A 22478-nucleotide genomic window follows, 5' to 3' on the forward strand; every position below is an offset into this window, starting at 1 on the left:
AGAACGCGATGAAAAAGCTCTATGCATGCGGCGCCCTGGCGCTCACGGTCCTGCTGGCCGGCTGCGGTGGCGGCGGCAGCAGCCACGGCGGCGATAATGGCGACGGCGGCGTCAATCCCCCGCCCGTCGTCCTGCTCGACACGTTTTATGTGGCCGTCAGCAACGTCATCCTGACCACCAGCGATGACAAGGATGGCGTGGCCATCGACGCCATCATGGCGACATCTCCGGAAACTACGGAACCGGTGCCGCTGTAAGCCCTGCGGGCGCCGGGGGGCTATCCCCGGCGCCCGTACCCATTCCCGTCGACGGCGTCCACGATGAAAACACCGATTTCCCTGTTGTGCGCCTGCCTGCCCTTGCTGGCCCTGGCCGCGCCCTACACGCCGAAAGACGGCAGCGCCGTCATCGAACAGCTGCCGCGCCGCGCCGACGCCACGCAGCTGGCCCTGCGCAGCCTGCGCCAGCAACTCGACGCCAAACCGCAAGACCTGGCGCTGGCCAGCGGCCTGGCGCAGCGCTACATTGCCCTGGCCCGCAGCGACACGGATCCGCGCTACCTCGGTTATGCGCAAGCGGCGCTGGCGCCCTGGTGGCGGCAAGCGGCGCCACCCGTCCCCGTGCGCCTGCTGCGCGCCACCATCTTGCAAAGCACCCACCGTTTCGGCCCCGCGCTGCAGGATCTCGACGCCGTCATCGCGCAGGAGCCAGGCAACGGCCAGGCCTGGCTGACGCGCGCCACCGTGCTCACCGTGCAGGGCGACTACGCGAAGGCGACGGCCAGCTGCGCCCGGCTGTCGGCCTTGACAACGCAGCTCGTCACCGTCACCTGCCTTGCCAACATCGCCAGCGTCACGGGCCGCGCCGCGGCCAGCGAGCGCTTGCTGGAACTGACCTTGCAGCGTAGCGCCGGCGCGGCGCCCGAACTGGAAAGCTGGGCAGCAACACTGCTGGCGGAAATGGCCACGCGGCGCGGAGAGTGGGCGCTGGCCGAAGCCCGCTACACCAAGGCGCTGGCGCAGCAGCCGCGCGACAGCTATCTGCTGGGCGCCTACGCGGATTTCCTGCTCGACCGGCAGCGCCCGCAGGAAGTCGCCAAGCTGCTGAAAGAGCAGCAGCGCATCGATGCCCTGCTGCTGCGCTACGCGCTGGCCCTGCAGGCGCTGCCCAGCCAGCAGCCGGCCTTCCTGGCGGCGAAAGCGGAACTGGCAGCCCGCTTCAACGCCGCCATGCAACGGGGCGACACCGTGCACCAGCGCGAACAGGCCCGCTTCGCCCTGTTCTTGCAGCAGGATATCCCCGTCGCCCTGCAACTGGCGCAGAAAAACTGGGCCATCCAGAAGGAAGTGCCCGACATGCGCATCTTGCTGGAAGCATCGCTGGCCGCGCGCAACTATGCGGCGGCACAGCCCGTGCTGGCCTGGATCGCGGCCAATGGCGTGGAAGACGTGGCCCTGCAGCGCCTCGTCAGGCAGCTGGGGCCGCAGGATGGGCAGAAGATCAGTTTTAACAAGAAAGCGGGGACCCTGTGAAACTGCGCCTGCTTTCCATGTCTTTGCTCCTGTGGCTGTGGCTAGCGCCCGCGCAAGCCCACAAGCCCAGCGACAGTTACCTGAGCCTGGCCGTGCACGGCCAGCAGATCGACGGGCAATGGGACATCGCCCTGCGCGACCTCGATTTCGCCATCGGCCTCGATGGCAATGGCGACGGCGCCCTGACCTGGGATGAAATCCGCGCGCGCCACGCCGCCATCGCCGCCTACGCGCTGCAGCGCCTGCACGTGGCCGGCGACCAGGGCGCGTGCCCCTTGAAAGCCGTCGAACAGCTGCTCGACCATCACACGGACGGCGCCTACAGCGTGTTGCGCTTCCAGGCCAGCTGTCCCGGCGCTGCGCCAGCCAGCCTTGCCATCGGCTACACCCTGTTCGCCGACCTCGACCCGCAGCACAAGGGACTCGTCAAAATCGATAGCGGTGGCAATACGCAAACGGCCATCTTCGACCCGGACAGTCCGCGCCAGACGATTTCCCTGGCCACGCCCGACCGCCTGGCGCAGTTCGGCGCGTATGTGAAACACGGCGTCTGGCATATCTGGATCGGCTACGACCATATTTTGTTTTTGCTGTCCTTGCTGCTGCCGGCTGTGCTGCTGCCTGGTATAAGCGAGCAACAAAAGCGCTTAAACCCAACGGCAGAAAATCGGGGTCGGACCCTGAGGGTCCGACCCCGGACCTCGCATCTGGGTTTGAATGCGGCTTTTATTGACGTTTTCAAAGTCGTCACGGCCTTTACGCTCGCCCACTCCATCACCCTGACCCTGGCCAGCCTGTCGCTCGTGTCCCTGCCGTCGCGCTGGGTGGAATCGGCCATCGCCGCTTCCGTGATCCTGGCCGCGCTGAACAACCTGCTGCCGCTGTTCCGCGGCAAGCGCCCCGTGGCCGCCTTCGCCTTTGGCCTGATCCACGGTTTCGGCTTTGCCAGCGTGCTGCGCGACCTGGGCTTGCCGCAGGGGTCCCTGCTGGCCAGCCTGTTCGGCTTCAACGTGGGCGTGGAGCTCGGGCAGCTGGCCATCGTCGCCGCGTTTTTACCCCTCGCCTGGCTGCTGCGCAAGACCTGGTTCTACCGGCAAGTGCTGACCGTGGGTTCGCTGGCCATCGCCCTGGTGGCGGCCGTCTGGCTGGTGGAGAGAGTGGTCGACATCAAGCTGATTTCAAGCTGATGGCGTTGTTGGACAGCCACTAGCCGGCCACAAGCGAGCCACAAGCGCGCACAACCGGGCTACAATACGAACAATTCTCAATCGCATCAAGGCCTGTTTGTCCGCGGACCATGGCATGGAAAGGTTGCATGCTACGCCCCGAACTGGAACTGCATCGGCAAATCGAAGTGCTCTACAGCGACCACCACGGCTGGCTGCAGGGCTGGTTGCGCCGCAAGCTGGGCAACGCCTTCGATGCGGCCGACCTGGCGCACGACACCTATCTGCGCATCCTCGCGCGGGGCCGCGCGCCCGGACGCGACGAATCGCGCCAGCACCTGGCGCAGATCGCCAACGGCCTCGTGGTCGACCTGTTCCGTCGCCGGCATATCGAATCAGCCTACGCGGACACCATCGCCGCGCAGCCGGAAGCGGTCGCACCCACGCCGGAAATGCGCGCGCTGATCGTCGAGGCACTGATGGAAATCGATACCATCCTCGCCAGCCTGCCGCATAAAGTGCGCGACGCCTTCTTGCTGTGCAAACTCGAAGGCATGGGCTACGCCGACATCGCCGCGCGCCTGGACGTTTCCGTCTCGTCGGTGGAAAAATACATCGCCCGCGCGCTGCTGGCCTGCTGCGCGGCGCAATTCGCATGAGCTCCCAGCTGGACAGCGCCCCCATCGCCCCCGCCGTGCTGCAGCGCGCCGCCGAGTGGATGGCACGGCTGTGGGCGGAAGACGCCAGCGCGGCCGATGCCGACGCCTGCGCCGCCTGGCGCGCCGCCCACCCCGAACACGAACGGGCCTGGGCCCGGCTGCAGCGCTTTGCCCGGCAATTCGAGACGTTACCGCGCGACGTGGCGCGCAACGCCCTGGCAACGGCGCCGCGCCATACCACCAGCCGCCGGCGCGCCTTGCAGCTGCTGGCCATGATCGCGGCGGTCGGCGGCACGGCCCTGCTGGTGCACGAGTCCGGCCTGTGGCAGCGCACCTCCAGCGATTACCGCACGGCTGTTGGCGAGACGCGCGCCATCGTGCTGGCCGACGGCACGCACGTGGTGCTCGACACGGCCAGCGCCATCGACGTGCGCTACGGCGCCAGTGAACGGCGCATCGTGCTGCGCGCTGGCGCCATCCTCGTCACCAGCGCGCACGAAACGGCGCCCGTCTACCGTCCGCTGCTGGTGGCAACGCCGCAAGGCACGGCCACGGCGCTGGGCACGCGTTTTAGCGTGCGCCTCGATGATGGCGAGAGCCGTGTCGCCGTGTTCCAGGGCACAGTCGCCCTGCAGCCGCTGCAGCCGATGCGTGACGGCGCCCCCGCCCTGCACCTGCAGGCCGGCCAGCAGGCCGGCTACACGCGCCTGGAAGTACAAGATGTGACGAACGTCGAAAACAGCGCCGCCGCCTGGGCCGATGGCAGCCTGGTGGCCGAACGCATGCGCCTGGACGTGCTGCTGGCCGAGCTGGGGCGCTACCGCCACGGCGTGCTGCGCTGCGACGAATCGATCGCCGGCCTGCGCGTGACGGGCGTGTATTCGCTGCGCGACACGGACCGCTCGCTGGCCAACCTGGCCGCCAGCCTGCCCGTGCAGCTGGTTTACCGCACGCGCTACTGGGTCAGCGTGGGGCCGCGCCAGGCCAGCTGAAAAAATAAGTGAAAAAACGTTGAGGGTTTTTGCTTTTCGTTCGGAATACGGGAAGAACCGATTTTTTCCTGCCACTTTCCAAGGATTTGCACCATGCCTCCTCGCCTGACCGCACCTGCGCACAAACTGCGTGCGTTCCCCCTCGCCGCTGCCATCCAGGCCCTGTTCCTCGCAGGCGCCGCCGTGGGCGCCGTCGCCGTCACGGCCCCTGCCGCCCATGCGCAGACGGCCGACACGACGCAAGCGAAGCGCCAGTACGCGGTCTCCGCGGGACCGCTGGAACGGGCCTTGACCACGTTCGCCAGCGCGGCCGGCGTGGAACTGTCGGCCGACGCGGCCCTGTTGCAGGGCAAGCGCAGCGGCGGCCTGGTAGGCAGCTACACGGTGCGCCAGGGTTTCGAGGAACTGCTGCACGGCCAGGGCGTGCGCGTGGTGGCGGGTGCCAACGGCGCGTATGCGCTGCGGGCGGAGACTGCACCGGCAGCCACGCCGGCCCAGGCCAGCGCCACCCTGCCCGCCATCACCATCAATGCCAGCAGCGAACGCGAAACGGCGACAGGCCCCGTGCGCGGCTACGTGGCGCGCCGCGCCGGCTCGGCCATCAAGACGGATACGGCCCTGAATGAAAACCCGCAATCCGTGTCCGTCGTCACGGCCGATGAAATCAGCGACCGCAATGCCGAGTCGCTCGATGAAACCCTGCGCTACACGGCTGGCGTGACGCCGAACCAGCGCCCGCTGGGCAGCGACGATTCCTCGCTGCTGCGCGGCTTCACCATTGAAACGAACGGCATCCTGCAAGATGGCTTGCGCAATTCGGGGCGCACCTTTGGCGCCTCGATCGAACCGTATGGCCTGGAACGCCTGGAAGTGCTGCGCGGCCCCGCGTCCGTGCTGTACGGGCAGATACCGCCGGGCGGCATGGTCAACGCCGTCAGCAAGCGTCCCAGCGCGGACGCCGTGCGCGAAGTGGGCGTGGAATACGGCAGCTACCAGCGCCGCCAGCTGAAAGCCGACGTGGGCGGCACCATCGACGCGCCGGGCGCCTGGACCTACCGGGTCGTCATGCTGGGCCGCGAAGCCCATACGCGGCTGGACCGCGACCGCGACAACCGCCTGTACTTCGCACCCTCGCTCACCTGGCAGGCAGGCCCCGCCACGCGGTTGACCCTGCTGGCCCGCTACGAGCAGGACAACCAGCAGTACGCGTTCCCGAACCAGCTGCTGGAGCCGGGCCCGCGCGGCCAGGTCGATCCGAGTGTGAACCTGATGGGCGACGATAACCGCTTCAAGCGCCGCAATACCATGCTGGGCTACGAGTTCGAGCACACATTCAACGATACCTGGTCGCTGCGCCAGAACCTGCGCTACACGCGCCTGAAGAACGACCGCACGGACATGTTCCCCGGAGGCCTGAACGACGACGGTACCGTTGATCGATATTTCTGGCCCGTCGACACGGACTCGAAAAGCCTGTTCGCCGACACGCAGCTGCAGGCGCGGTTTGCCACGGGCGGCCTGACGCACCAGGTGCTGCTGGGCGTCGATTACGCGAACATCCGCAACACGGACGACTACCGTCACCAGCGGGGCTTCATCGAGCCGCTCGACCTGTACCAGCCCGTGTACGGGAAGCAGCCCCTGGTCCCGTCCAAGGCGCCCACGCGCGCCGATGCCCCTTCGCGCCAGCTGGGCCTGTACGCGCAGGATCAATTGAAATGGGACCGCTGGGTCGTCACCGCCGGCCTGCGCCGCGACAAGGCCACGCAATCGCGCGACGTCACCGACCTCAATAACGGCGCCGTCAAACCGGACTACCACCAGTCGCCATCGGCCACCACGGGCCGCCTGGGCGCCGTCTACCTGTTCGATGACGGCTGGGCGCCGTATGTCAGCTACGCCACCTCGTTCTCGCCCGAACTGGGCACGACGATGGGCGGCGGCGCCTTGAAACCGTCGCGAGGCAAGCAGTTCGAAGCCGGAGTCCGCTACGAACCCGTGGGCCAGCGCGCCAGCTATACGGCAGCCATGTTCGACCTGGTGCGCGACAATGTCTCCACGTCCGACATCGGGAATCCGGGTTTCCTGCTGCAGACGGGCCAGGTCAAGTCGCGCGGCGTCGAACTGGAAGCGCGCACGGAGTTCGCCAGCCGTCTGAGCCTGATCGCCCAATACACCTACCTAGATACGGAGGTCACAAAGAGCAACAATGGCGACCTGGGTTTGCAGCAAGCGGGCGCGCCGCGCCATAGCGCCTCGGCCTGGGCCCGCCAATCGTTCACGCTGGCCGGCAGCCTGCCCGCGTATGCGGCGCTGGGCATGCGCTTTCTCGGTGCCATGCGCTCGAACTCCGACGGCGAAAACCTGAACATCCGCAATGGCGGCATCACGCAGTGGGATGCGGCGCTGGGCGTGTCGCGCGGGCCGTGGCAGTTCGCCCTCAACGTCAACAATGTGCTGAACAAGCAGACCCTGTATGACTGCGGCTACCTGCCCAACCTGTGCTACCGCAATGCCGAACGCACGGCCAACGTCAGCGCCATGTACCGCTTCTGATGCCTTCGCTGCACATGCGCCCCGTCCTGGCGGCGCTGCACCGCTATGCCGGCCTGCTGATGGCCGGCTTCCTCATCGTGACCGGCGTGACGGGCAGCGCGCTGGCGTGGAAGGATGAACTGGAGGCGGTCATGCTGCCCGCCGTCTTCCGCGTGGCGCCGCCCACGCCTGGTGCGGCGCCGCTCGACGCCCTGCTGTTGCGTGAGACGATCGCCGCGCGCTTTCCCCTGGCGCAGGTCAGCTACGCGCCACTGTCCGCGCCACCCGGCCACAGCATGGTGTTCTACCTGCGCCAGCCCGAAGACACACCGCTGGCCAGCGACGAGGTGTTCGTCGATCCCTACACGGGCGCGATCCTTGGCCAGCGCCGCTGGGGTGAAATCAGCGAGGGCGCCATCAACCTGTTGCCCTTCATCGAGCGCCTCCATTACGCATTGGCGCTGGGCGACACGGGCTTGCTGATGTTCGGCCTGATCGCCATCGTGTGGACGGTCGACTGCTTCATCGGCGCCGCCCTGACCTTCCCTGCCCGCCTGAAAAAACGCTCGCCGGGCAGCAAACCTTGGCTGCTGCGCTGGCGCCCATCGTGGCTGCTGCGCCGCAACGGCGGCAGCTATAAACTGGTGTTCGACCTGCACCGCGCGGGCGGCCTGTGGCTGTGGGCCATGCTGCTGGTGTTTGCCTGGAGCGGCGTCGCCTTCAACCTGTACGGCGCCTATGCGGCCGTCATGCATCCACTGTTTGCCCACCAGAGTACCGAGGAAATCGTCGCGCGGCACACGCCGTCGCCGGGGCCACAGCTGGACTGGCCCGCCGCGCGCGCGCAGGGCCGCCACTTGATGGGCGCGCTGGCGCGCCAGCACGCATTCACCATCATTGAGGAAAATGCGCTGGCCTATGAACGCGCGCTGGGCGTGTACAGCTACAACGTGCGCAGCAGCCGCGACGTGCGCGCCCACAAGGGACTCACCACCGTCTTTTTCGACGCGGCCAGCGGCCGGCAACTGGCCACCTGGCTTCCCACGGGAGCGGCCAGCGGCGACACCATCCGCAGCTGGATCAGCGCCCTGCACATGGCCTCGATGTGGGGCTGGCCTTTTAAAATGTTCATTTGCGCCATGGGCGTGCTGGTGGCGGGCCTGAGCGTGACGGGCGTGCTGATCTGGCGCCGCAAGCGCCAGGGGCAAGCCAGGGCCAAAGCGCTAAGTCATTAATTAGTCAGGCAAAGCCGATGAATGCCGCCGGCACGGCCTGCGTCAGCCACACCCCATTGTCGGACAGGTAAAACACATGGCCCCGTGCCTGCATGGCGGCCGCATCCACCGTCAGCACGACGGGCTTGCCATGGCGCGCGCCGACGGCCACGGCCGTTTCGCGATTGCCGGACAGGTGCACATGATTGCGCGCGCCAGCCAGCAAGCCGCCGGCGCGTATCGCGTCGACAAAGCGGCTGGCCGTACCGTGGTACAGCATGGCGGGCGGCGTGGCGGGCGGCAGTGCGATATCGACGGCGGCCAGTGAGTGTCCCTGGTTGGCGCGGATGCGCAAGCCGTCGGCACTGATGGCGTAGCGCGTCTTGCTGTCGCGCGCCACCACGTCATCCAATTGCTCACGGGAAATGCGGCGCCCATGCCGGGTCGCCAGCGCCAGCAGCTGGCCGATATCGGCCCAGCCCTGGGTATCGAGTACCAGGCCGATCTTTTCGGGCGCGTGGCGCAGTATGAGGGAAAGGAATTTGCTGGTATTTACTGAGTGATCTGTCATGCCCCAGTCTACCGTTATCAGAACGCGTATGACAAGGTCAGGCGCGCGGAACGCGGCTCGACCGGATGGAAATGCCGGTCACTCACCCCGTCCACTGCTTCGCCTGGCAAACGCGACGCATAGTAGTAATCGATGTCGCTGGCGCGCTTGTCGAACAGGTTGAACACGTCGAGCGACAAGCGCGTCTTGCGGTTGATCTGATACGCCACGCGCGCATACGCCAGGGTCGTCGAGGCCGAGCGCACGCTGTTGTCCTCGTTCAAGGGACGAGGACCGAAATAGCGCAGCTGGAAGGCGCCCGACCATGGGCCCCGGTCCGTCACTGTCACGCCGAACGAGGCCACCTTGTCGATCGAGCCAGGGATGAAATTGCCGGCCGGATCATTTTCCGTGTAGCGCGAGCGCGAAGCGGCCAGGTCCAGGTCGAACAGCAGCCACGGTGCGGCAATATAGTGGTTGTTCCATTCGATGCCATGGCGGCGGCTGGCGCGGCTCGGCTCCGTTTCGCCCGCGTCGCCCACGAACAGCAATTCCGACGCGATGTCGAGGCGCCACAGGGCCAACGAGCTTTGCAAACCCGGCAGCCATTCCGTGCGCGCGCCCAGCTCCATGCCCTTGGTCGGCACCAGCGGCGTCACCGGTGCAGACGCTTCGCCGTCGGGCAGGCGCGTCTGCGTCGTGCCGCGCGCGTCGTTGCTGTGGAATCCCTTGCCGTAATTGACAAAAAATTCCGTCTTGCTCCACGGACCAAGAATCAAGGACAGTTTCGGCGACACCACGTGGTCGTTCGCCGAGCCGCTGTTGCCGTCTATGCTGCTATCGACCTTGAAACGGTAGGCGTCATAGCGCAGGCCTGCCACGGAACGCAGCCAGGGCAGCCATTGCACCGTGTTTTCGCCATAGAACCCGATGCTGCTTTCGCGCACCCGGTCTTCGCGCACCGTGCTTTGCCGCACGCGCTCCAGCGTGTTGTACAGGCCCACGGGCGACAGGCGGTCATAGCGCGCCTGCACGCCGAGCTTGTTGCGCAGGGGAAGACCGAACAGCTGCGTGGTCCAGCTTGCGCTGGCGTTCACGCCCGCCACCGTGCGCCGCTCGCTTTGCTGGAACTGGTCACCCTGCTGCGGGTCGGCGAGGAAGTACGTGAAGTCGCTATTGAGTTCCAGCTGCGAGCGGATCAGATAGACATCGAATTCGAATAGCCGGTTCTCCATGCGCTTGCGCATGGCATACGACAGGCTGGTGCGCGAGGTGTCGCCGCCGTCGCTGGGCGCCAGACTGCCGAAGCGGCCGATCTGGCCCGATTCCACGGCGCGCAGCGGTACCTGGTCGGTGGCGTTCCAGCTGTTTTTATAGGCCATGCCCGTCACGCTGAAACCGTCGTCCTGCGTGCCCTGGCTGTAGCGCAGCACGCCGCTATACTTGCGCACGCGCTCCGGCACGTCCCAGGGACCGTTGTTGCGGTTCACTTCCAGGCCGACCAGCAAGGTGCCTGGCCCGGCGGCGAACGAATCGGCGACGACGCCGCGCACGTAGCCGTGCTGCCCGGCGGAAATGCTGGCCTGGCCCTGCGGCAACTTGTCGGCCAGGCGGATGCGGGCGCTGCCTGCCGAAGCGAAATCGCCTTCGCCGGCGAAATACGGCCCCTTCTTGTAGTCGATACGCTGCACCAGCTCGGGAATGAGGAAATTGAGGTCGGAATAACCCTGGCCATGCGCGTGCGTGCGCATGTTGACGGGCATGCCGTCGACATAGGTGGCGAAATCCGTGCCGTGGTCGAGATTGAAGCCGCGCAAGAAATACTGGTTGGCCTTGCCGTCGCCGCTGTGCTGGGTGACGATCAGCCCCGGCACGAATTCCAGCAATTCGCCCGTGCGCAAGGCGGGCCGGTTGATGATCAGTTCACTGGTGATGACGCCCTGGCTGGCCGCGTCCGACGTGCCGACGGCGTTGTCGTAGTGGCCCGCCACGCGCACGATGCGCGCTTCCTCGGCAAGGGGTGCGGCCCCGTCCTGCGCCAGCGCCTGGCGTCCCACGCTCAACAATGCCACTGCACAAGCTGCCATCCGTTTGCTTTTTATCAATCGCATCGCGTCTTCCCTTTTTATGATGTCAGCATGGGCTTCCCACGGACTATATACGCGGCAGGCTGGGTGCCTGGATTCAGGATTTTTCAAGGAGCGGCTGTGGATCTGAGCGACAGTGCCAGCAAGGCAACAAAAACCGCCGCCGCGACCGTGCGCAAGCGCGACGTGCTGCCCTACATCCTGCTGTTCATCCTGCTGGCGGGCTTGCTGGCCGTGCTGGCGGGCGCCCTGCTGCCGCCCTATTACCACGCCGTGCCGGCCCTGCTGTGGAGCCTGGGCTTTTGCGTCAGCGGCATGCTGCTGGGCTTTTTGTTCGGCATCCCGCGCACCTTGCCTTCGGGCACCGTCAACATGGCGCCGCCCGACGAGCGGGCAGCCGGCAAGGGCCGCCCCGCGGACGAGCCACCGGCCGCGGGGACCGATGCGGCGGCTGGCAACGCCAGCAATACCCTGTTCCTGGGCACGCCCACGCCCATGGAAATCAATTCGAACCTGGTGGAAGTGTCGGACTGGCTGACGAAGATCATCGTCGGCGTGGGCTTGATCGAGCTCAAAAGCCTGCCCGGCAGCGCGCGCAGCATGGCCGCCTTCATCGCGCCCAGCCTGGCCACCGACACGCCCACGGCCATGGCCGTGGTGGGCGGCATCATGCTGTTCTTTTCCGTGCACGGCTTCCTGATCGGCTATTTGCTTACGCGCATCTACCTGTCCATCATCATCAAGCGGGCGGACAATCTCGTCAAGAATGAATCCGTGCGCCTGGAAAGCGGCAAGGAAATCGAAGTGACGGAACTGAGCCGCTTGCAGCAAAAATCGCTCGACGACATGCAGGAAGCCGTCACCCAGCTGCTGCTGGCCCGCCCGCCCGATGGCGGCGCGGCCGTCACCGCCCTGGCCGGCGTGCCGACGGCGCAAAAACCGTCCAGCCTGGTGCTGTGGCTGGACGACCATCCGCGCAACAATACCTTGCTGGTGGAACAGCTGGGACGGGAAAACATCAAGGTGGACCAGGCCGTATCGACGCGGCAGGCGCTGGCCATGCTGCAACAGAAGCGTTACGCGCTGTTCATCACGGACATGGCCAGGGTGGAAAACGGCCGCCGGATCAAGGATGCGGGCGTGCGCACGGTACGCGAAGTGCGCCAGACCTTGCCGGAACTGCCCATCGTCGTGTATTGCAGCAAGGATACGGTTGCCAGCTACGGCACGGAAGCGCAGGCGGCGGGCGCCCGTTTCATCACCACGTCGGGCACCAGCCTGCTGGCCACGGTCAACAAGTTATTGCATGAAGAGCGCCAGGACGGCGCTCAGCCACCGGCGTAGGCATAGCTGCCCACGTAATGCAGCACACTGCGCTGCGGGTGCGCCAGCTGGTTCGGCGCAAACACGCAGACGGCCGTGTCGGCCAGCACGCCTTGCCCATCCGCGTCCGCGCACGCCTGCGCCAGCCAGCTGTCGGGATACGACACGCCATCGAGCAATTGCGCCAGCGGCGCGGGCGACGCCAGCATGGCGCTTTCGAAACAGGCCGGCTCGTACTGCGTGAGACCCGTTTCCAGGATGAATGGGGACGGCACGGCATCGCCATCGTCCGTGTACGTGGGCGACAGGTAGGCCTGCAGCGCTTCCCAACTGGGGAAACGGCCGCTGCAGGCAAATACGTGGACTGTCGGCAAAATTAAAGCTTCTCCATCTTTTGCCGCACGGCTGGCGCCGTCGCTGCCGTCGGCGCCAGTTCCAGATAGGTTTTATAGGCCGCCTTCGCCTTGGCCGCATCGCCGGCCTTGGCATACGCGTCGCCCAGGTTCAGATAGGCGATGGCGCGCGACGGGTCCATCTTGACCGTGTTTTCAAACCAGCGGGCCGCTTCGCGGTATTTTTCCTGCTTGTAGAAGACGAAGCCCAGGTTGTTGGCCGCCAGCGCGAAGTCGGGACGCAATTTCAGCGCTTCCGTAAATTGCGCTTCCGCCGCCGCATATTGTTTCTCCTTGTACAGCTGCAAGCCGCGGTCGTTGGCCCGCTGCGCCAGCTGGCGCGTCGAGGTCGGCACGGCGCCTGGCGTGACGATCTTCTGTTCGCCGCCCTGCAAATCCTTGACCGTCACGCTGGCTGCCGCCGGCTTGGCGTCGAGCTTGCTGTTCAGGGCAATGGCTTCCGTCGACAGCTGCGTCGTGTTCGGGCTGAGGAATTCCGTCTCGCCCGGCAATTCGAAGACGAAATCGCCCCCTTCCGAACCGGGCAAGCTGCCGAACGCGGGCGTCTGGTTCGAGACGCTGGACACGGCCGGCGCCACATAGGCCGCCAGTTCCGTCGCCGTGATCAGGCCGTCACCGTTCAGGTCGCCCTTGCCCGCCAGGCCCTGCAACAGGGTCCACGTGAACACGGAGTGGCCGTTCGGTCCGCCGTCGGCGACGAGCTGGTCGCCGCCGCCGGCCGTCAGCATTTGCCGGCCGATGCGCTTGGCGTTGTCGCGCAGGAAGGAACTGGAACCGGCGCCGCGCGTCAGGCCCAGGCCGCTATAGCACGCATCCATGACGAAGAACGCGTGCTTGGCCGTCAGGGACTCCGCGATATTCTGGATTTCCGTCATCGGGATCGCATCCGTGGCGAACTGCGCCGGGTCGGAGTCAAATGGCACGATATAGCCGAGGTCGCGCCCGGAACTGAGCTTGCGCGTGGCGCCGTGGCCGGCGAAGAACACAAAAATGCGGTCATTCTTTTGCACGCCGCCATGGGCCAGCTTGTCATGGAAGGCGGCCAGGATATTGTTGCGCGTCGCTTCGCCATTTTTCAGGGTCACGACACGCTCGGGCGCAAACGCAAACTTTTCAATCAGCGTTTCGCGGATGCCTTGCGCATCGCGCACCGCATATTGCAATTTCGGCCACTTGGCATAATCGTCGATACCGATCACCACGGCCCAGGAATTGGCGTAACCGGTGGTCACGGGCACTTTTTCGGGCGCGGGCGCCGTGCTTTTCGCCACCTGGAAGCTCGTGCCATCCCAGCCCGCGAATTGATAGCCTTCGGCGATCAGCTTGTCGAGCACGGCCGGCAAGGCTTTCACCGTGCGTTCGTGGATGTCGTGGAACAGGACGATGCCGCGTCCCGCCTTGTCGACGGAGGCCAGCACCCGGTTCGTGATGGAACTGGGCACGGGGTCGGCCCAGTCCAGCGAATCGATATTCCACATCACGGATTTCAGATGCGCATCGGCCAGCGCGGCCATGCCTTCGCTGTTGCGCGCGCCATACGGAAAGCGGAACAGCGCAGCCCGCTCGGGGCTGATGGCCTTTAATAAAGTGTCGGTACCGAGGATTTCGCCCTTCAGCTTGTCGCCCGTCTGTTTCGACAGCTGTGCGTGGCTGAAACTGTGGTTGCCCACGGCATAGCCCTCTTTCATCAGCTTGCGGCTCACTTCCGCGCCCGCGCCCAGTTTGGCGTGGCCTTCCGCATCGAGCGAACCGAGGTTGCGGCCCACGTTGAAGAACACGGCCGGCACGCCATATTGTTTCAGGATGGCGCTGATTTCTTCCGTGTAGCGCCGGTGCGGGCCGTCGTCGAAGGTCAGCACGATGGTTTTCTTCGGCAAGCCCAGGCCAAAGATTTCCGCTTCGTCTTTTTTAGGTGCCGGCTTGGCTTCGGGCACGGAACCTGCCGGCGGCACCGCATACGGCACGACGATGCCGTTTTCCTTCAAAATCTGTTCGCGGCTGTAGAGTTTTTTCAGCTGCGCCACGTAATCGTCCCACCGTTCGCGCTTGAGTTCGATGGCGCGCTGGCCCAGGTTGCCGAAGATTTGCCGGATTTCCTTCTCATAATTGCGCTCGATCTCGCCCAGCGCGTCGAGGTCTTCGGAAATGCGCTTGTGCAGCTTGATCGCCGGCAAGGACGAGTCTTTGGCCACGTCGGCCAGCATGCTTTGCAGCAGTTCGCGGAACGCCAGGCGGTCCGCGTCGTACAGGCCGGGATCGGATTCGATATACGTCAACAGGCTGTCGAGCGCCTCGAAGCGGCCAGGATTGGTGGGCGCAATCAATTGATCAAGCGCAAGATCGAGCTTGGCGATGCGTTCCTGGTTTTCATGGAACAGCGCCTGCCCCACCTTGCGGGCTTCGTCACGCGCGCCTTCGGGCAAGCTTTGCTCGTCAGCCAGCAGCACAATGATCTTGCGGAAATTGCCCAGCAAGTCGCGGAACTGAGCGGCCACGGCGGCCGTATCGACGGTCGATTGCGGTGCGGCGGCCGGGTTGGCCGGGACCGGAGCGCCGGGAGCGCCGGGAGCGTCGGTGGCGGCCGGGCGGGTGTAGGTATAGATGCCGGCCCCAGCGGCGAGAGCCACGACGACGGTGGCGGCGATCTTGATCGGCTTGGAAGTCACAGGCTTGTCATTCCCTTCACATACTATGCATAGAATTCGGATGGCGCGGATGCGCAGATGCATAATTGTAGAGCACACTTGGCAATTTACTCATCCGCACGCTGAATTTGGGCAATAATATGCTGGCAAACCTCCATCGAACGTACGAACAGGAAAGACGATGCACAAGAAACTCTGCGCCGCGGCGCTGATGCTGGGCGTGGCCCTGATGCTGCTGCAACTGCGCGCGCATGCGGGTGACGACGTGGTCAATGTGGCGGGGCGCGTGTGCCTGCCGCATTAAGCTAAGCCACGCCCCACGGCCACACTACACCTTGGCCGGTTCCCAGTAATTGGCCAGGCCCAGCTTTTTCAGGCCTGCCGCGACAAAACGCGGTTCCAGCAATTCTTCCGCCGTCAAGGGCTGGCGGATCAGCTTTTGTTCCTGCGCAAACGCCAGCACCCGGCGGTAATGTCGGTACACGGCGTCGTCGTACAGGGGCGACCAGCGCTCCTTCCACTGCAGGCCCGGATCGTCATAGCTGCGCCGCACCACGCTGTCCGGCGTGCCATTGCGCGTGCCATCCTTGATGATCGCTTCGCGGTTGCCATCGAGCGCCGCCCAGTGCTGGGCCCGCAACCAGGCCGTGGCCACCAGTTCGGCGATGTCGGGATGGGCTTGCGTAAAGTCGCGCCGCGCCCACAGTTCCGCCCGCATCTTGCGTTCCGGCAGCCCCTTGCTGGACCAGATGATGCGGCCGATGCCCTTGTCTTCCAGCGGATAGCCATTGATCATGAACAAGGCGTCGACGGCGCCCGTGGCAAGCGCGGCCGTGCCCGGTTTCAAATCCATGTTAATCAAGCGGAAATCCGTGGGTGACATGCGCTGGTCGGCGATCAGCTGGCGCAAGCCCAGTTCCCACGGCCGGCCCCGGTGCACGCTGATGCGCTTGCCCTTCAGCTCGGCCAGGGACGTGGCGCGCGCACTCGTGGGCACCAGCAGGAATTGGTCCGTGCCCCGCCCCGCCGGCACGATCACCTGGGTGCGCACGCCGCCCGCGTTGAGGATGACGGATGGCAAGTCGCCATACGCGGCCATGTCGATGCGCCCGCTGGCGAACGCCTCGTTCATGGTCGCGCCCGTGTCTCCCGTGACGGGCAGCCATTCCAGCCGCACGCCCCGCTGCTTCAGTTCGCGCGCCAGCCAGCCTTCCTGCTGCACCCGGTAAGCGATGCCGCCCAGTTCCGCCTTGCCGTTTTCCGCAAAACCCGTCGAGGCGATGCGCAGGGCCGCCGGCGGCGCCCCCGCTTTCGCCCCCGACACCGCCGACACCGCCTGTCCCGCCAGGGGCAGCAAGGCCAGCCCGCCCATCACCGTGCGTCGCCGCATCGCATTCTCCTCATCATCGAACATGGCCACTGTTGACGTGCTTGCCGCTCAAGCCGCCCGGCGCGTCTGCGCCAGCGCCGCTTCGAAAGGACGGGGATCGATCCAGGCGCGCACGTCGACCTTGCTGGGCAAGAAATTCCAACGGAACAAAAAGTCGCTGAAATCCTGCAAACCCGCGACCGACGTTTCCGCCAGGTCCGTGTCCAGCCGCAGATGGGCATCCTTGCCGTACGCCACTTGCACCCAGTGCTCGCTGGCATTCGATTCGCGCGCGAGGAAACGCCGCGTCTCGTCCGCATGGCCGCGCGCCCACGCTTCGGCCCGCAGCACCTGGTCGACCAGGGTCACGGCGGAATTGAAATGCCTGTCGAGCAGGTGCGCGTCGACGCTCAGGGTGCGCGGCGTGCCGTTGTTGGCGCGGATCAGGGGTTCCGGATGGATGCCCGTGTCGATCACCGTGTGCAAGCCGAACTGCTGCGCCAGCTGGGCGGCCGAAGCGCCTTTCAGGAAGACGGCGTCCACCTCGCCCCGCAGCAGTCCCAGCAATTCCGGACTTTGGCCGCCGCGCCGCGCCCCGCTGAACAGATTCGTCGCCGCGCCCTGCTCCGGCGCCGTTTCGCTCTGGCCCGTGTTGACCACATAATCGACCAGTTCCACGTCGGCAACCACCAGCCCTTCCAGGCTCAGCGCGTTTTCCAGCCCGCGCAAGGCTTGTGCGCGCGCAAAATCGATCTGCGCCTTGGCCCATAAGGGCAAGCCGAAGCGCCGCCCCTTCAGGTCGCGCACGGTCTGGATGCCGCTGTCGGGCAAGGTCAAGATCAACTGCGTCTCGTCCGACCACGACAGGCCGATCACGCGCGTCTCGCGCCCCGCCGCGCGTGCCCACAGGGCGGGAATATTGCCGCCGTGACGCACGGAATTTTGCAAGGTATGGTCAAAATGCGATTCGCGCACGGCTTCCTGGTCGGATTCGCGCAAGGAGCGCAAGCTGGTGCCGTCGGCGCGCAAGGCGTCTTCCAGCCAGCCTTGCTGCAGGGCGATCCCCAAGCCTGTGGGGACGGGGCAGCGCGTGTACCACAGGGTGTCGAGTGCTTGCTTTGCTACTTGATTTTCATTGCTCATCTTGTATCTCCAGAGTGGGTGGACCAGTCAAAAAGGAAACTACAGCGCCATCCTGCGCGCCCATTCATTGCCATCCCACAAGCTGCTCGGGTGTTCTTCCTGCACCACGGGCGCATGCGATTCGTCGAGGTCGCTGAAATCCGCATGCAAGCCATCGCGGATGGACACAAAACCGGGCGAGCCGCGCTGGCGCGGGTGGGCCAGCGGCACGTCCTGCACCCGGCGCACCTTGCCCGGGCGGGCGTCGAGCACGACGATACGGTCGGCCAGATAGACGGCTTCATCAATGTCGTGCGTGACCATGACCATGGTGATGCCCTCGTCCTGCCACAAGCGGCGCAACTCCTGCTGCAAGCGCAAGCGGGTCAGCGCGTCGAGCGCACCGAGCGGCTCGTCGAGCAGCAGCACGTCGGGCCGCCCGACGAGGGCGCGGGCAATGGCCGCCCGTTGCGACATGCCGCCCGATAACTGATGCGGGTAGGCATCCGCGTAGCCATCGAGGCCCACGCGCGCAATTTCCGCCGCCACGCGGGCGGCCCGCTCGGCCAGCGGCACCTTGGTATTGCTGAAGGCCACGGCCACGTTCTGCTGCACCGTCAGCCAGGGAAACAGGCGGTGGTCCTGGAACACGAGGCCCCGGCGCAGATCCGTGCCACGTATCGGCACGCCATCGTGCAGCAGCAAGCCCGTGTAATCCGTATCGAGGCCCGCCAGCAGGCGCAGCAAGGTGGACTTGCCGCAGCCGGACGCGCCCACGATGGCGACGAATTCGCCCGGCGCGATGGTCAGCGAAATATCGTCGAGCACGGGCAGCGGCGTGCCTTTCAGCGAAAACGACTTGCTCACGTGCTGCACTTGCAAGCCGCCGCTCAGGTACTGCTGTTGCGGCGACAAGGTCGATGGGGAAACGAAATCATTCATGGCGCACTCTCTGCGGTGGGGGCGAGGGAAGGAATGGCGGCGGGCGGCGCCCGGCGCAGCCAGCGGCTGCCGTGGAACACCAGCCAGGCGGCCAGCCAGGGAAATAGCCAGATCAGGAACACATTGCGCAAGCCCGTCAGGTCGGCCAGGCGGCCCGCCGCCAGCGCGCCGGCCGTGCCACCCACCATGCCGAACAGGGTCAAGTGGGCCGAGACCCTGGCCTTGTCGACGGGCGCGCGGGCGATATTGTCCGTATTGACGAGGTTATTCACGCCCAGTCCCAGGCCCAGCAGCATGGAGGCGGCCAGGTAGGCGATGCTGGAAGGCCATAGGCCGAGGATCAGCAAGGCGGCCATGATGGCCAGGTGGGCGCCGCCATACAGTTGCTCACGGTAGCGGCTGGCCAGCACGAAGCGCCCCAGGAGCAGCAGCACCAGCACGCAACTCAAGCCCTGCACGGCCATCAGCCAGACGGAGTGATGCGCAGGCCAGTGCAGCACGCGGATGGCCAGCAAGATGGAAAACACGCCCACGCTGGACGCCGTAAAGCTGGCGAGGATCTCGAACAGATACGTGCTGCGCACGATGGGCAGGCGCAGCAGTTCGCGCAGGCTGGCCGCGCCGGGCAACAAAGCCTGGCCCTCCAGCTTGCGCGGCGCCGTATTGCTGGGCAACACTTGCCAGCCCAGCACGGCCAGGATGGCGAACATCAGGGCGGAAATCAAAAAGCCTGCTTTGAGCCCCAGCTGCGCGATCAGGTAATTGCCGCACAAGGGTCCGAGGAATTGCATGCCCAGGATCAAGGTCCCCTTGTACCAGCCCGCCTTGCCCTGGCCCAGTTCCGGCAGGCGCACGAGAAACACGGTACTCATGGCAACGATGCGCAGCGAGATGCACAGGCCAACCAAGAACATCAGCAGGGCCACCCATTGCCAGCCCGGCAGCCACGGCAGCACGCAAAAGGCCAGCGCCAGGCTCAGGCTCACTCCCGCGTACAAATGCTTGGGATTACCGCGCGACAAGATATAGCCGGCCGGAATGGTACCGAGCGCCATGGCCAGGGTTTCCGCGCTGCTGATCGCGGCCAGCTGGAAATTGCTCACGTGCAAATGTAACCCCAGCAGGGTCGCCAGCACCTTGTTCATGCCGATGGTCACGCCAGACAACAAGGTCAAGCCGATAAAGCGCAGCAGGAAGGCGCGCAGCTCGCCTTCGCGGGCGGTGACGGCCGCGTCTGACTGGAATGGCAAGGATTCACTCACTGCTGCGCCCCTTCACCAACAGGCGCGCGAGCCGCGCGAACGCCACGTTCATCGCTTGCGCCAGCAAGGCGATCACGAGCACGGCCAGCAGGACGACGTCCATGCGGCCCGACACTTCGCCATTGAGCAGCAAGGAACCCATGCCGGGGCCAGCCGAAAACAGCAGTTCGCCACCCAGGCAAGCGAGCCAGGCGAACGCCAGCGCATGCGTGACGCCGGTGACGATGGCCGGCATGGCGCCCGGCAACAGAATCTGGCGCAGGGTCTGCGTGCGCGTCAGGGTCAGCACCTGCCCCACTTCGCGCAAGCGCCCCTCCACCTGCCGCATGCCCGCATACGTGTTGAGCACGGTGGGATAAAAGGCGGCGATGGCGATCACCAGCAGCTTGGCGCCATCGCCATTGCCCACCCACAAGCCCAACAAGGGGATCAGGCCCAGCAGCGGGACTTGGCGGATGCTGTGGAACAGCGGGCCGATCAGCCGGTCCGCCAGCGGCGACTGCGCCATCAGCGCGCCCGTGACGATGCCGGCGCTGCCGCCCAGCAGCAAGCCGGCCAATGTCCTGCCCAGGCTGGCGCGCAAATGCACCCACAGTTCGCCCGTCAAGACCAGGTCGCGCAAGCTGTGCGCCAGGTCGCCCAGCGAGACAAAGATATAGGCGGCCGCCGCGCCTTGGCCCGAGGCCCATTGCCAGGCGCCCAGCAAGGCCAGCGGCAGCAGCGCACCCTTGATGATCAGTACCAAACGCTGCTTCATGCAGATTCTCCATTCCGTTTCCAGCGCATCAGCCGTGCTTCCAGCGCATGGCAGAGCCGGTCCAGGCCGAAGCCGATCACGCCCGTCAGCACCACGCCCACCATCACCACGTCGAGGCGGAACATTTGCCGGCCCATTTCCATCATCTGGCCCAGGCCGCTGTCGGCGGCCAGCAATTCCGCGCCCACCAGCACCATCCACGAACGCGACAGGGCGATGCGCATGCCCGTCAGTGCGGCCGGCACGATGGCGGGCAGGACGATCAGGCGGATGCGCTGCCAGCGCGAAAAGCAATACACTTGCGCCACTTCAAAGTAGCGCTGCGACAGGTTGCGGATGGCGTCATGCACGGCCAGCGCGACGATAAAGAAACTGGCCTTGGCCACGATAAACACCTTGAAACTCTCGCCTATGCCGAACAACAAGATAAACAGGGGGATCAGGGCGACCGTGGGCAGCTGGCGCAAGACATTGAAGGTGGGGTCGACATAGCTGCGCAAGCCTGGCGACAAGCCCAGTACGACGCCAAACGCCAGGCCCGCGCTGGCGCCCAGGCCAAAGCCGCTCAGCAGGCGGAACAGGCTGATGGCCAGGTGCTGGCCCAGTTCGCCGCTGTCGGCCAGGTCGCGCGCCGTCAGCAGCACTTGCCATGGCGACATCAAAATGTGCGCAGGCATCCATTCGAAGGTGGTGGCGGCCGTCCACAGCAGCAGCAAGGCCAGCGGCGACGCCCACACGGACCAGGGCGAGCGCAGAAAGCGCCGCAGCCGGGGAACAGAAGCCGCACGCGCTGGCGCGGGGGCGCGCGGCAGGGTGATCGTGAGGGAAGTCATGGCGCCCAGTAAGTTTGCAATTTCAGCTGCGCCAGCGCCTGGTTGACGAACTGGGGCGCGAACAGGCTGTCGACTTGCAAGGGCCGCGCTATCAGGCCCGCGCTCTTCGCATACGCCGCCTCGCCCACGTAATGCTGGCGCAGGCTGGCCGTAAACAGGGGCGACCAGCGCGCCTGCCACGGCGTATGATCGCCCGCCAGTTCGCGCCGCACGACGCTTTCCACCTGGCCCGCGGCCGCCTCGGTGCGCACGTATTCATCTTCGCCGCCGGCGCCGGCGGCCCGGTGGTGCTCGCGCACATAGGCCGTCACCACCAGCTGGGCCAGCTGCGGATAGCGTTGCAGGAAACCGCTGTCGGCCCACAGTTCCGCGCGCATCTTCCAGTCCTGCGGCGGCGCCTTGCTGGCCCATATGATCTTGCCCACCCTCTTATCTTCGAGCAGGAAAGCGTCGCTGAGGGTAAAGAAGGCGTCCGCGCCACCGGTCGCCACGGCCGCCGCGCCCGCCTGGGGATTGAGGTTGAGGATTTTCACGTCGCGCAAGCTCATGCCGTTCGCTTCCAGCAGGCGCGCGAACGGGTATTCCCACGGCCGGCCACGGTGCAGGGCGATCTTCTTGCCCTTCAAATCCTTGATCGACCTGGCCGTCGAGCCGTTCGGCACCACCAGATAGGTGTTGTTGGCGCTGCCGCCGGGCAAGATCAGCCGCGTCCGCAAGCCCGAGGCATTGGCGATAATCGACGGCAGATCGCCATACTGCGCCAGGTCGATCGAGTGGTTGGCAAACGCCTCGTTGACTTGCGTCGCCACGGAATTGGTCGTGACGGGCACCCATTCCAGCTTCACGCCCAGCTTGCCCAGCTCGGCCGCCAGCCAGCCTTGCGAGGCCACCTGGGCGGCCGAGCCGGCAAACACGGTCTTGCCGGACGGCGCCGTGCGCGCCACGACGGCGATGCGCACGGCGGCCGGCAACGGTTCGGCGGCGGCCATCATTGGCGCCAGCAGGCTGGCCGCCAAGGCGGCGGAGACGAGCGCGCGCCAGTGCAAACGTAAGAATTTCAATGACATCGTGGGCCTG

Annotated in this window: 20 protein-coding genes; 9 read left to right on the top strand and 11 right to left on the bottom strand. The window is 65.8% G+C overall.

What is annotated here, in order from left to right; all coding sequences use genetic code 11:
• The first annotated feature begins 8 nt into the window (after window positions 1–8).
• The 7 genes from CLU90_RS05935 to CLU90_RS05965 all read left to right on the top strand — a co-directional run bounded on the left by CLU90_RS05935 (window position 9) and on the right by CLU90_RS05965 (window position 8119).
• Entirely contained in the window at window positions 9–257 is a 249-nt protein-coding gene (locus tag CLU90_RS05935) for a hypothetical protein (protein WP_092708844.1), read from the top strand.
• A 63-nt stretch (window positions 258–320) separates the two neighbouring features.
• Complete coding sequence (locus tag CLU90_RS05940; protein ID WP_092708847.1) at window positions 321–1532, top strand: tetratricopeptide repeat protein; 1212 nt, start codon at window positions 321–323, stop codon at window positions 1530–1532.
• Between the two features lie 17 nt (window positions 1533–1549).
• Window positions 1550–2719 carry a HupE/UreJ family protein gene (locus CLU90_RS05945; RefSeq protein ID WP_092709852.1) on the top strand — a complete coding sequence of 390 codons (1170 nt, stop codon included), beginning with the start codon at window positions 1550–1552 and terminating at the stop codon, window positions 2717–2719.
• A gap of 128 nt (window positions 2720–2847) precedes the next feature.
• Window positions 2848–3357, top strand: coding sequence for a sigma-70 family RNA polymerase sigma factor (locus tag CLU90_RS05950; protein WP_092708850.1), 510 nt, complete (start codon window positions 2848–2850; stop codon window positions 3355–3357).
• Window positions 3354–4349 (top strand): FecR domain-containing protein, encoded by a 996-nt coding sequence (locus CLU90_RS05955; protein WP_092708853.1) that lies wholly within the window; start codon window positions 3354–3356, stop codon window positions 4347–4349. The genes CLU90_RS05950 and CLU90_RS05955 overlap by 4 nt, the downstream gene beginning before the upstream one ends.
• Before the next feature lie 93 nt (window positions 4350–4442).
• Complete coding sequence (locus CLU90_RS05960; RefSeq protein WP_092708856.1) at window positions 4443–6905, top strand: TonB-dependent siderophore receptor; 2463 nt, start codon at window positions 4443–4445, stop codon at window positions 6903–6905.
• Complete coding sequence (locus CLU90_RS05965; RefSeq protein WP_198511155.1) at window positions 6905–8119, top strand: PepSY-associated TM helix domain-containing protein; 1215 nt, start codon at window positions 6905–6907, stop codon at window positions 8117–8119. The genes CLU90_RS05960 and CLU90_RS05965 overlap by 1 nt, the downstream gene beginning before the upstream one ends.
• Before the next feature lie 4 nt (window positions 8120–8123).
• On the opposite strand, the gene CLU90_RS05970 is transcribed toward CLU90_RS05965, so the two are convergent.
• On the bottom strand, window positions 8124–8669 hold the full coding sequence (locus CLU90_RS05970; protein WP_092708859.1) for an RNA 2'-phosphotransferase: 546 nt from the start codon (window positions 8667–8669) through the stop codon (window positions 8124–8126).
• A gap of 17 nt (window positions 8670–8686) precedes the next feature.
• On the bottom strand, window positions 8687–10735 hold the full coding sequence (locus CLU90_RS05975) for a TonB-dependent receptor (protein WP_232731094.1): 2049 nt from the start codon (window positions 10733–10735) through the stop codon (window positions 8687–8689).
• Between the two features lie 120 nt (window positions 10736–10855).
• Here CLU90_RS05975 and CLU90_RS05980 point away from each other — a divergent pair, with 120 nt between their 5' ends.
• Window positions 10856–12079 (top strand): response regulator, encoded by a 1224-nt coding sequence (locus tag CLU90_RS05980; protein WP_157808748.1) that lies wholly within the window; start codon window positions 10856–10858, stop codon window positions 12077–12079.
• Here CLU90_RS05980 and CLU90_RS05985 read toward each other — a convergent pair.
• Window positions 12064–12432 carry an immunity 22 family protein gene (locus CLU90_RS05985; RefSeq protein WP_157808749.1) on the bottom strand — a complete coding sequence of 123 codons (369 nt, stop codon included), beginning with the start codon at window positions 12430–12432 and terminating at the stop codon, window positions 12064–12066. The two genes, CLU90_RS05980 and CLU90_RS05985, sit on opposite strands and share 16 nt — an antisense overlap.
• Before the next feature lie 2 nt (window positions 12433–12434).
• Window positions 12435–15137: a polysaccharide deacetylase family protein gene (locus CLU90_RS05990; protein ID WP_092708870.1), complete on the bottom strand. Its 2703-nt coding sequence runs from the start codon at window positions 15135–15137 to the stop codon at window positions 12435–12437.
• A gap of 160 nt (window positions 15138–15297) precedes the next feature.
• On the opposite strand from CLU90_RS05990, the gene CLU90_RS30080 reads away from it, so the two are divergent.
• Complete coding sequence (locus CLU90_RS30080) at window positions 15298–15420, top strand: hypothetical protein (RefSeq protein ID WP_256267169.1); 123 nt, start codon at window positions 15298–15300, stop codon at window positions 15418–15420.
• 24 nt (window positions 15421–15444) lie between these two features.
• Here the strand turns inward: CLU90_RS30080 and CLU90_RS05995 are convergent, their stop codons facing one another.
• The 7 genes from CLU90_RS05995 to CLU90_RS06025 are packed head-to-tail and all read right to left on the bottom strand — an operon-like array spanning window position 15445 to window position 22468.
• Entirely contained in the window at window positions 15445–16506 is a 1062-nt protein-coding gene (locus CLU90_RS05995) for an ABC transporter substrate-binding protein (protein ID WP_157808750.1), read from the bottom strand.
• A 48-nt stretch (window positions 16507–16554) separates the two neighbouring features.
• Window positions 16555–17628 (bottom strand): ABC transporter substrate-binding protein, encoded by a 1074-nt coding sequence (locus CLU90_RS06000; protein WP_100427424.1) that lies wholly within the window; start codon window positions 17626–17628, stop codon window positions 16555–16557.
• A gap of 39 nt (window positions 17629–17667) precedes the next feature.
• On the bottom strand, window positions 17668–18549 hold the full coding sequence (locus CLU90_RS06005) for an ABC transporter ATP-binding protein (RefSeq protein WP_092708878.1): 882 nt from the start codon (window positions 18547–18549) through the stop codon (window positions 17668–17670).
• The gene (locus CLU90_RS06010; RefSeq protein ID WP_139178121.1) at window positions 18546–19811 is read right to left on the bottom strand and encodes an MFS transporter; all 1266 of its coding nucleotides are present in this window, start codon (window positions 19809–19811) and stop codon (window positions 18546–18548) included. Before CLU90_RS06010 ends, CLU90_RS06005 begins: the two co-directional genes overlap by 4 nt.
• Complete coding sequence (locus CLU90_RS06015; protein WP_092708884.1) at window positions 19804–20568, bottom strand: ABC transporter permease; 765 nt, start codon at window positions 20566–20568, stop codon at window positions 19804–19806. Before CLU90_RS06015 ends, CLU90_RS06010 begins: the two co-directional genes overlap by 8 nt.
• Window positions 20565–21401, bottom strand: coding sequence for an ABC transporter permease (locus CLU90_RS06020; protein ID WP_092708887.1), 837 nt, complete (start codon window positions 21399–21401; stop codon window positions 20565–20567). Before CLU90_RS06020 ends, CLU90_RS06015 begins: the two co-directional genes overlap by 4 nt.
• The gene (locus CLU90_RS06025) at window positions 21398–22468 is read right to left on the bottom strand and encodes an ABC transporter substrate-binding protein (protein ID WP_100427425.1); all 1071 of its coding nucleotides are present in this window, start codon (window positions 22466–22468) and stop codon (window positions 21398–21400) included. The genes CLU90_RS06020 and CLU90_RS06025 overlap by 4 nt, the downstream gene beginning before the upstream one ends.
• Between the last annotated feature and the right edge of the window lie 10 nt (window positions 22469–22478).

The sequence above is a fragment of the Janthinobacterium sp. 67 genome, assembly GCF_002797895.1.
GTDB lineage: Bacteria > Pseudomonadota > Gammaproteobacteria > Burkholderiales > Burkholderiaceae_D > Janthinobacterium.

Excerpts from the sequence above, each read along its gene's own strand:
- CLU90_RS05955 (WP_092708853.1), top strand. The coding sequence starts at position 3,354 with ATGAGCTCCCAGCTGGACAGCGCCCCCATCGCCCCCGCCGTGCTGCAG.
- CLU90_RS06005 (WP_092708878.1), bottom strand. The coding sequence starts at position 18,549 with ATGAATGATTTCGTTTCCCCATCGACCTTGTCGCCGCAACAGCAGTAC.
- CLU90_RS05950 (WP_092708850.1), top strand. The coding sequence starts at position 2,848 with ATGCTACGCCCCGAACTGGAACTGCATCGGCAAATCGAAGTGCTCTAC.
- CLU90_RS05970 (WP_092708859.1), bottom strand. The coding sequence starts at position 8,669 with ATGACAGATCACTCAGTAAATACCAGCAAATTCCTTTCCCTCATACTG.
- CLU90_RS05975 (WP_232731094.1), bottom strand. The coding sequence starts at position 10,735 with ATGGCAGCTTGTGCAGTGGCATTGTTGAGCGTGGGACGCCAGGCGCTG.
- CLU90_RS06025 (WP_100427425.1), bottom strand. The coding sequence starts at position 22,468 with ATGTCATTGAAATTCTTACGTTTGCACTGGCGCGCGCTCGTCTCCGCC.
- CLU90_RS05935 (WP_092708844.1), top strand. The coding sequence starts at position 9 with ATGAAAAAGCTCTATGCATGCGGCGCCCTGGCGCTCACGGTCCTGCTG.
- CLU90_RS05945 (WP_092709852.1), top strand. The coding sequence starts at position 1,550 with ATGTCTTTGCTCCTGTGGCTGTGGCTAGCGCCCGCGCAAGCCCACAAG.
- CLU90_RS30080 (WP_256267169.1), top strand. The coding sequence starts at position 15,298 with ATGCACAAGAAACTCTGCGCCGCGGCGCTGATGCTGGGCGTGGCCCTG.
- CLU90_RS06000 (WP_100427424.1), bottom strand. The coding sequence starts at position 17,628 with ATGAGCAATGAAAATCAAGTAGCAAAGCAAGCACTCGACACCCTGTGG.
- CLU90_RS05940 (WP_092708847.1), top strand. The coding sequence starts at position 321 with ATGAAAACACCGATTTCCCTGTTGTGCGCCTGCCTGCCCTTGCTGGCC.
- CLU90_RS05995 (WP_157808750.1), bottom strand. The coding sequence starts at position 16,506 with ATGCGGCGACGCACGGTGATGGGCGGGCTGGCCTTGCTGCCCCTGGCG.
- CLU90_RS06020 (WP_092708887.1), bottom strand. The coding sequence starts at position 21,401 with ATGACTTCCCTCACGATCACCCTGCCGCGCGCCCCCGCGCCAGCGCGT.
- CLU90_RS05965 (WP_198511155.1), top strand. The coding sequence starts at position 6,905 with ATGCCTTCGCTGCACATGCGCCCCGTCCTGGCGGCGCTGCACCGCTAT.
- CLU90_RS05960 (WP_092708856.1), top strand. The coding sequence starts at position 4,443 with ATGCCTCCTCGCCTGACCGCACCTGCGCACAAACTGCGTGCGTTCCCC.
- CLU90_RS06015 (WP_092708884.1), bottom strand. The coding sequence starts at position 20,568 with ATGAAGCAGCGTTTGGTACTGATCATCAAGGGTGCGCTGCTGCCGCTG.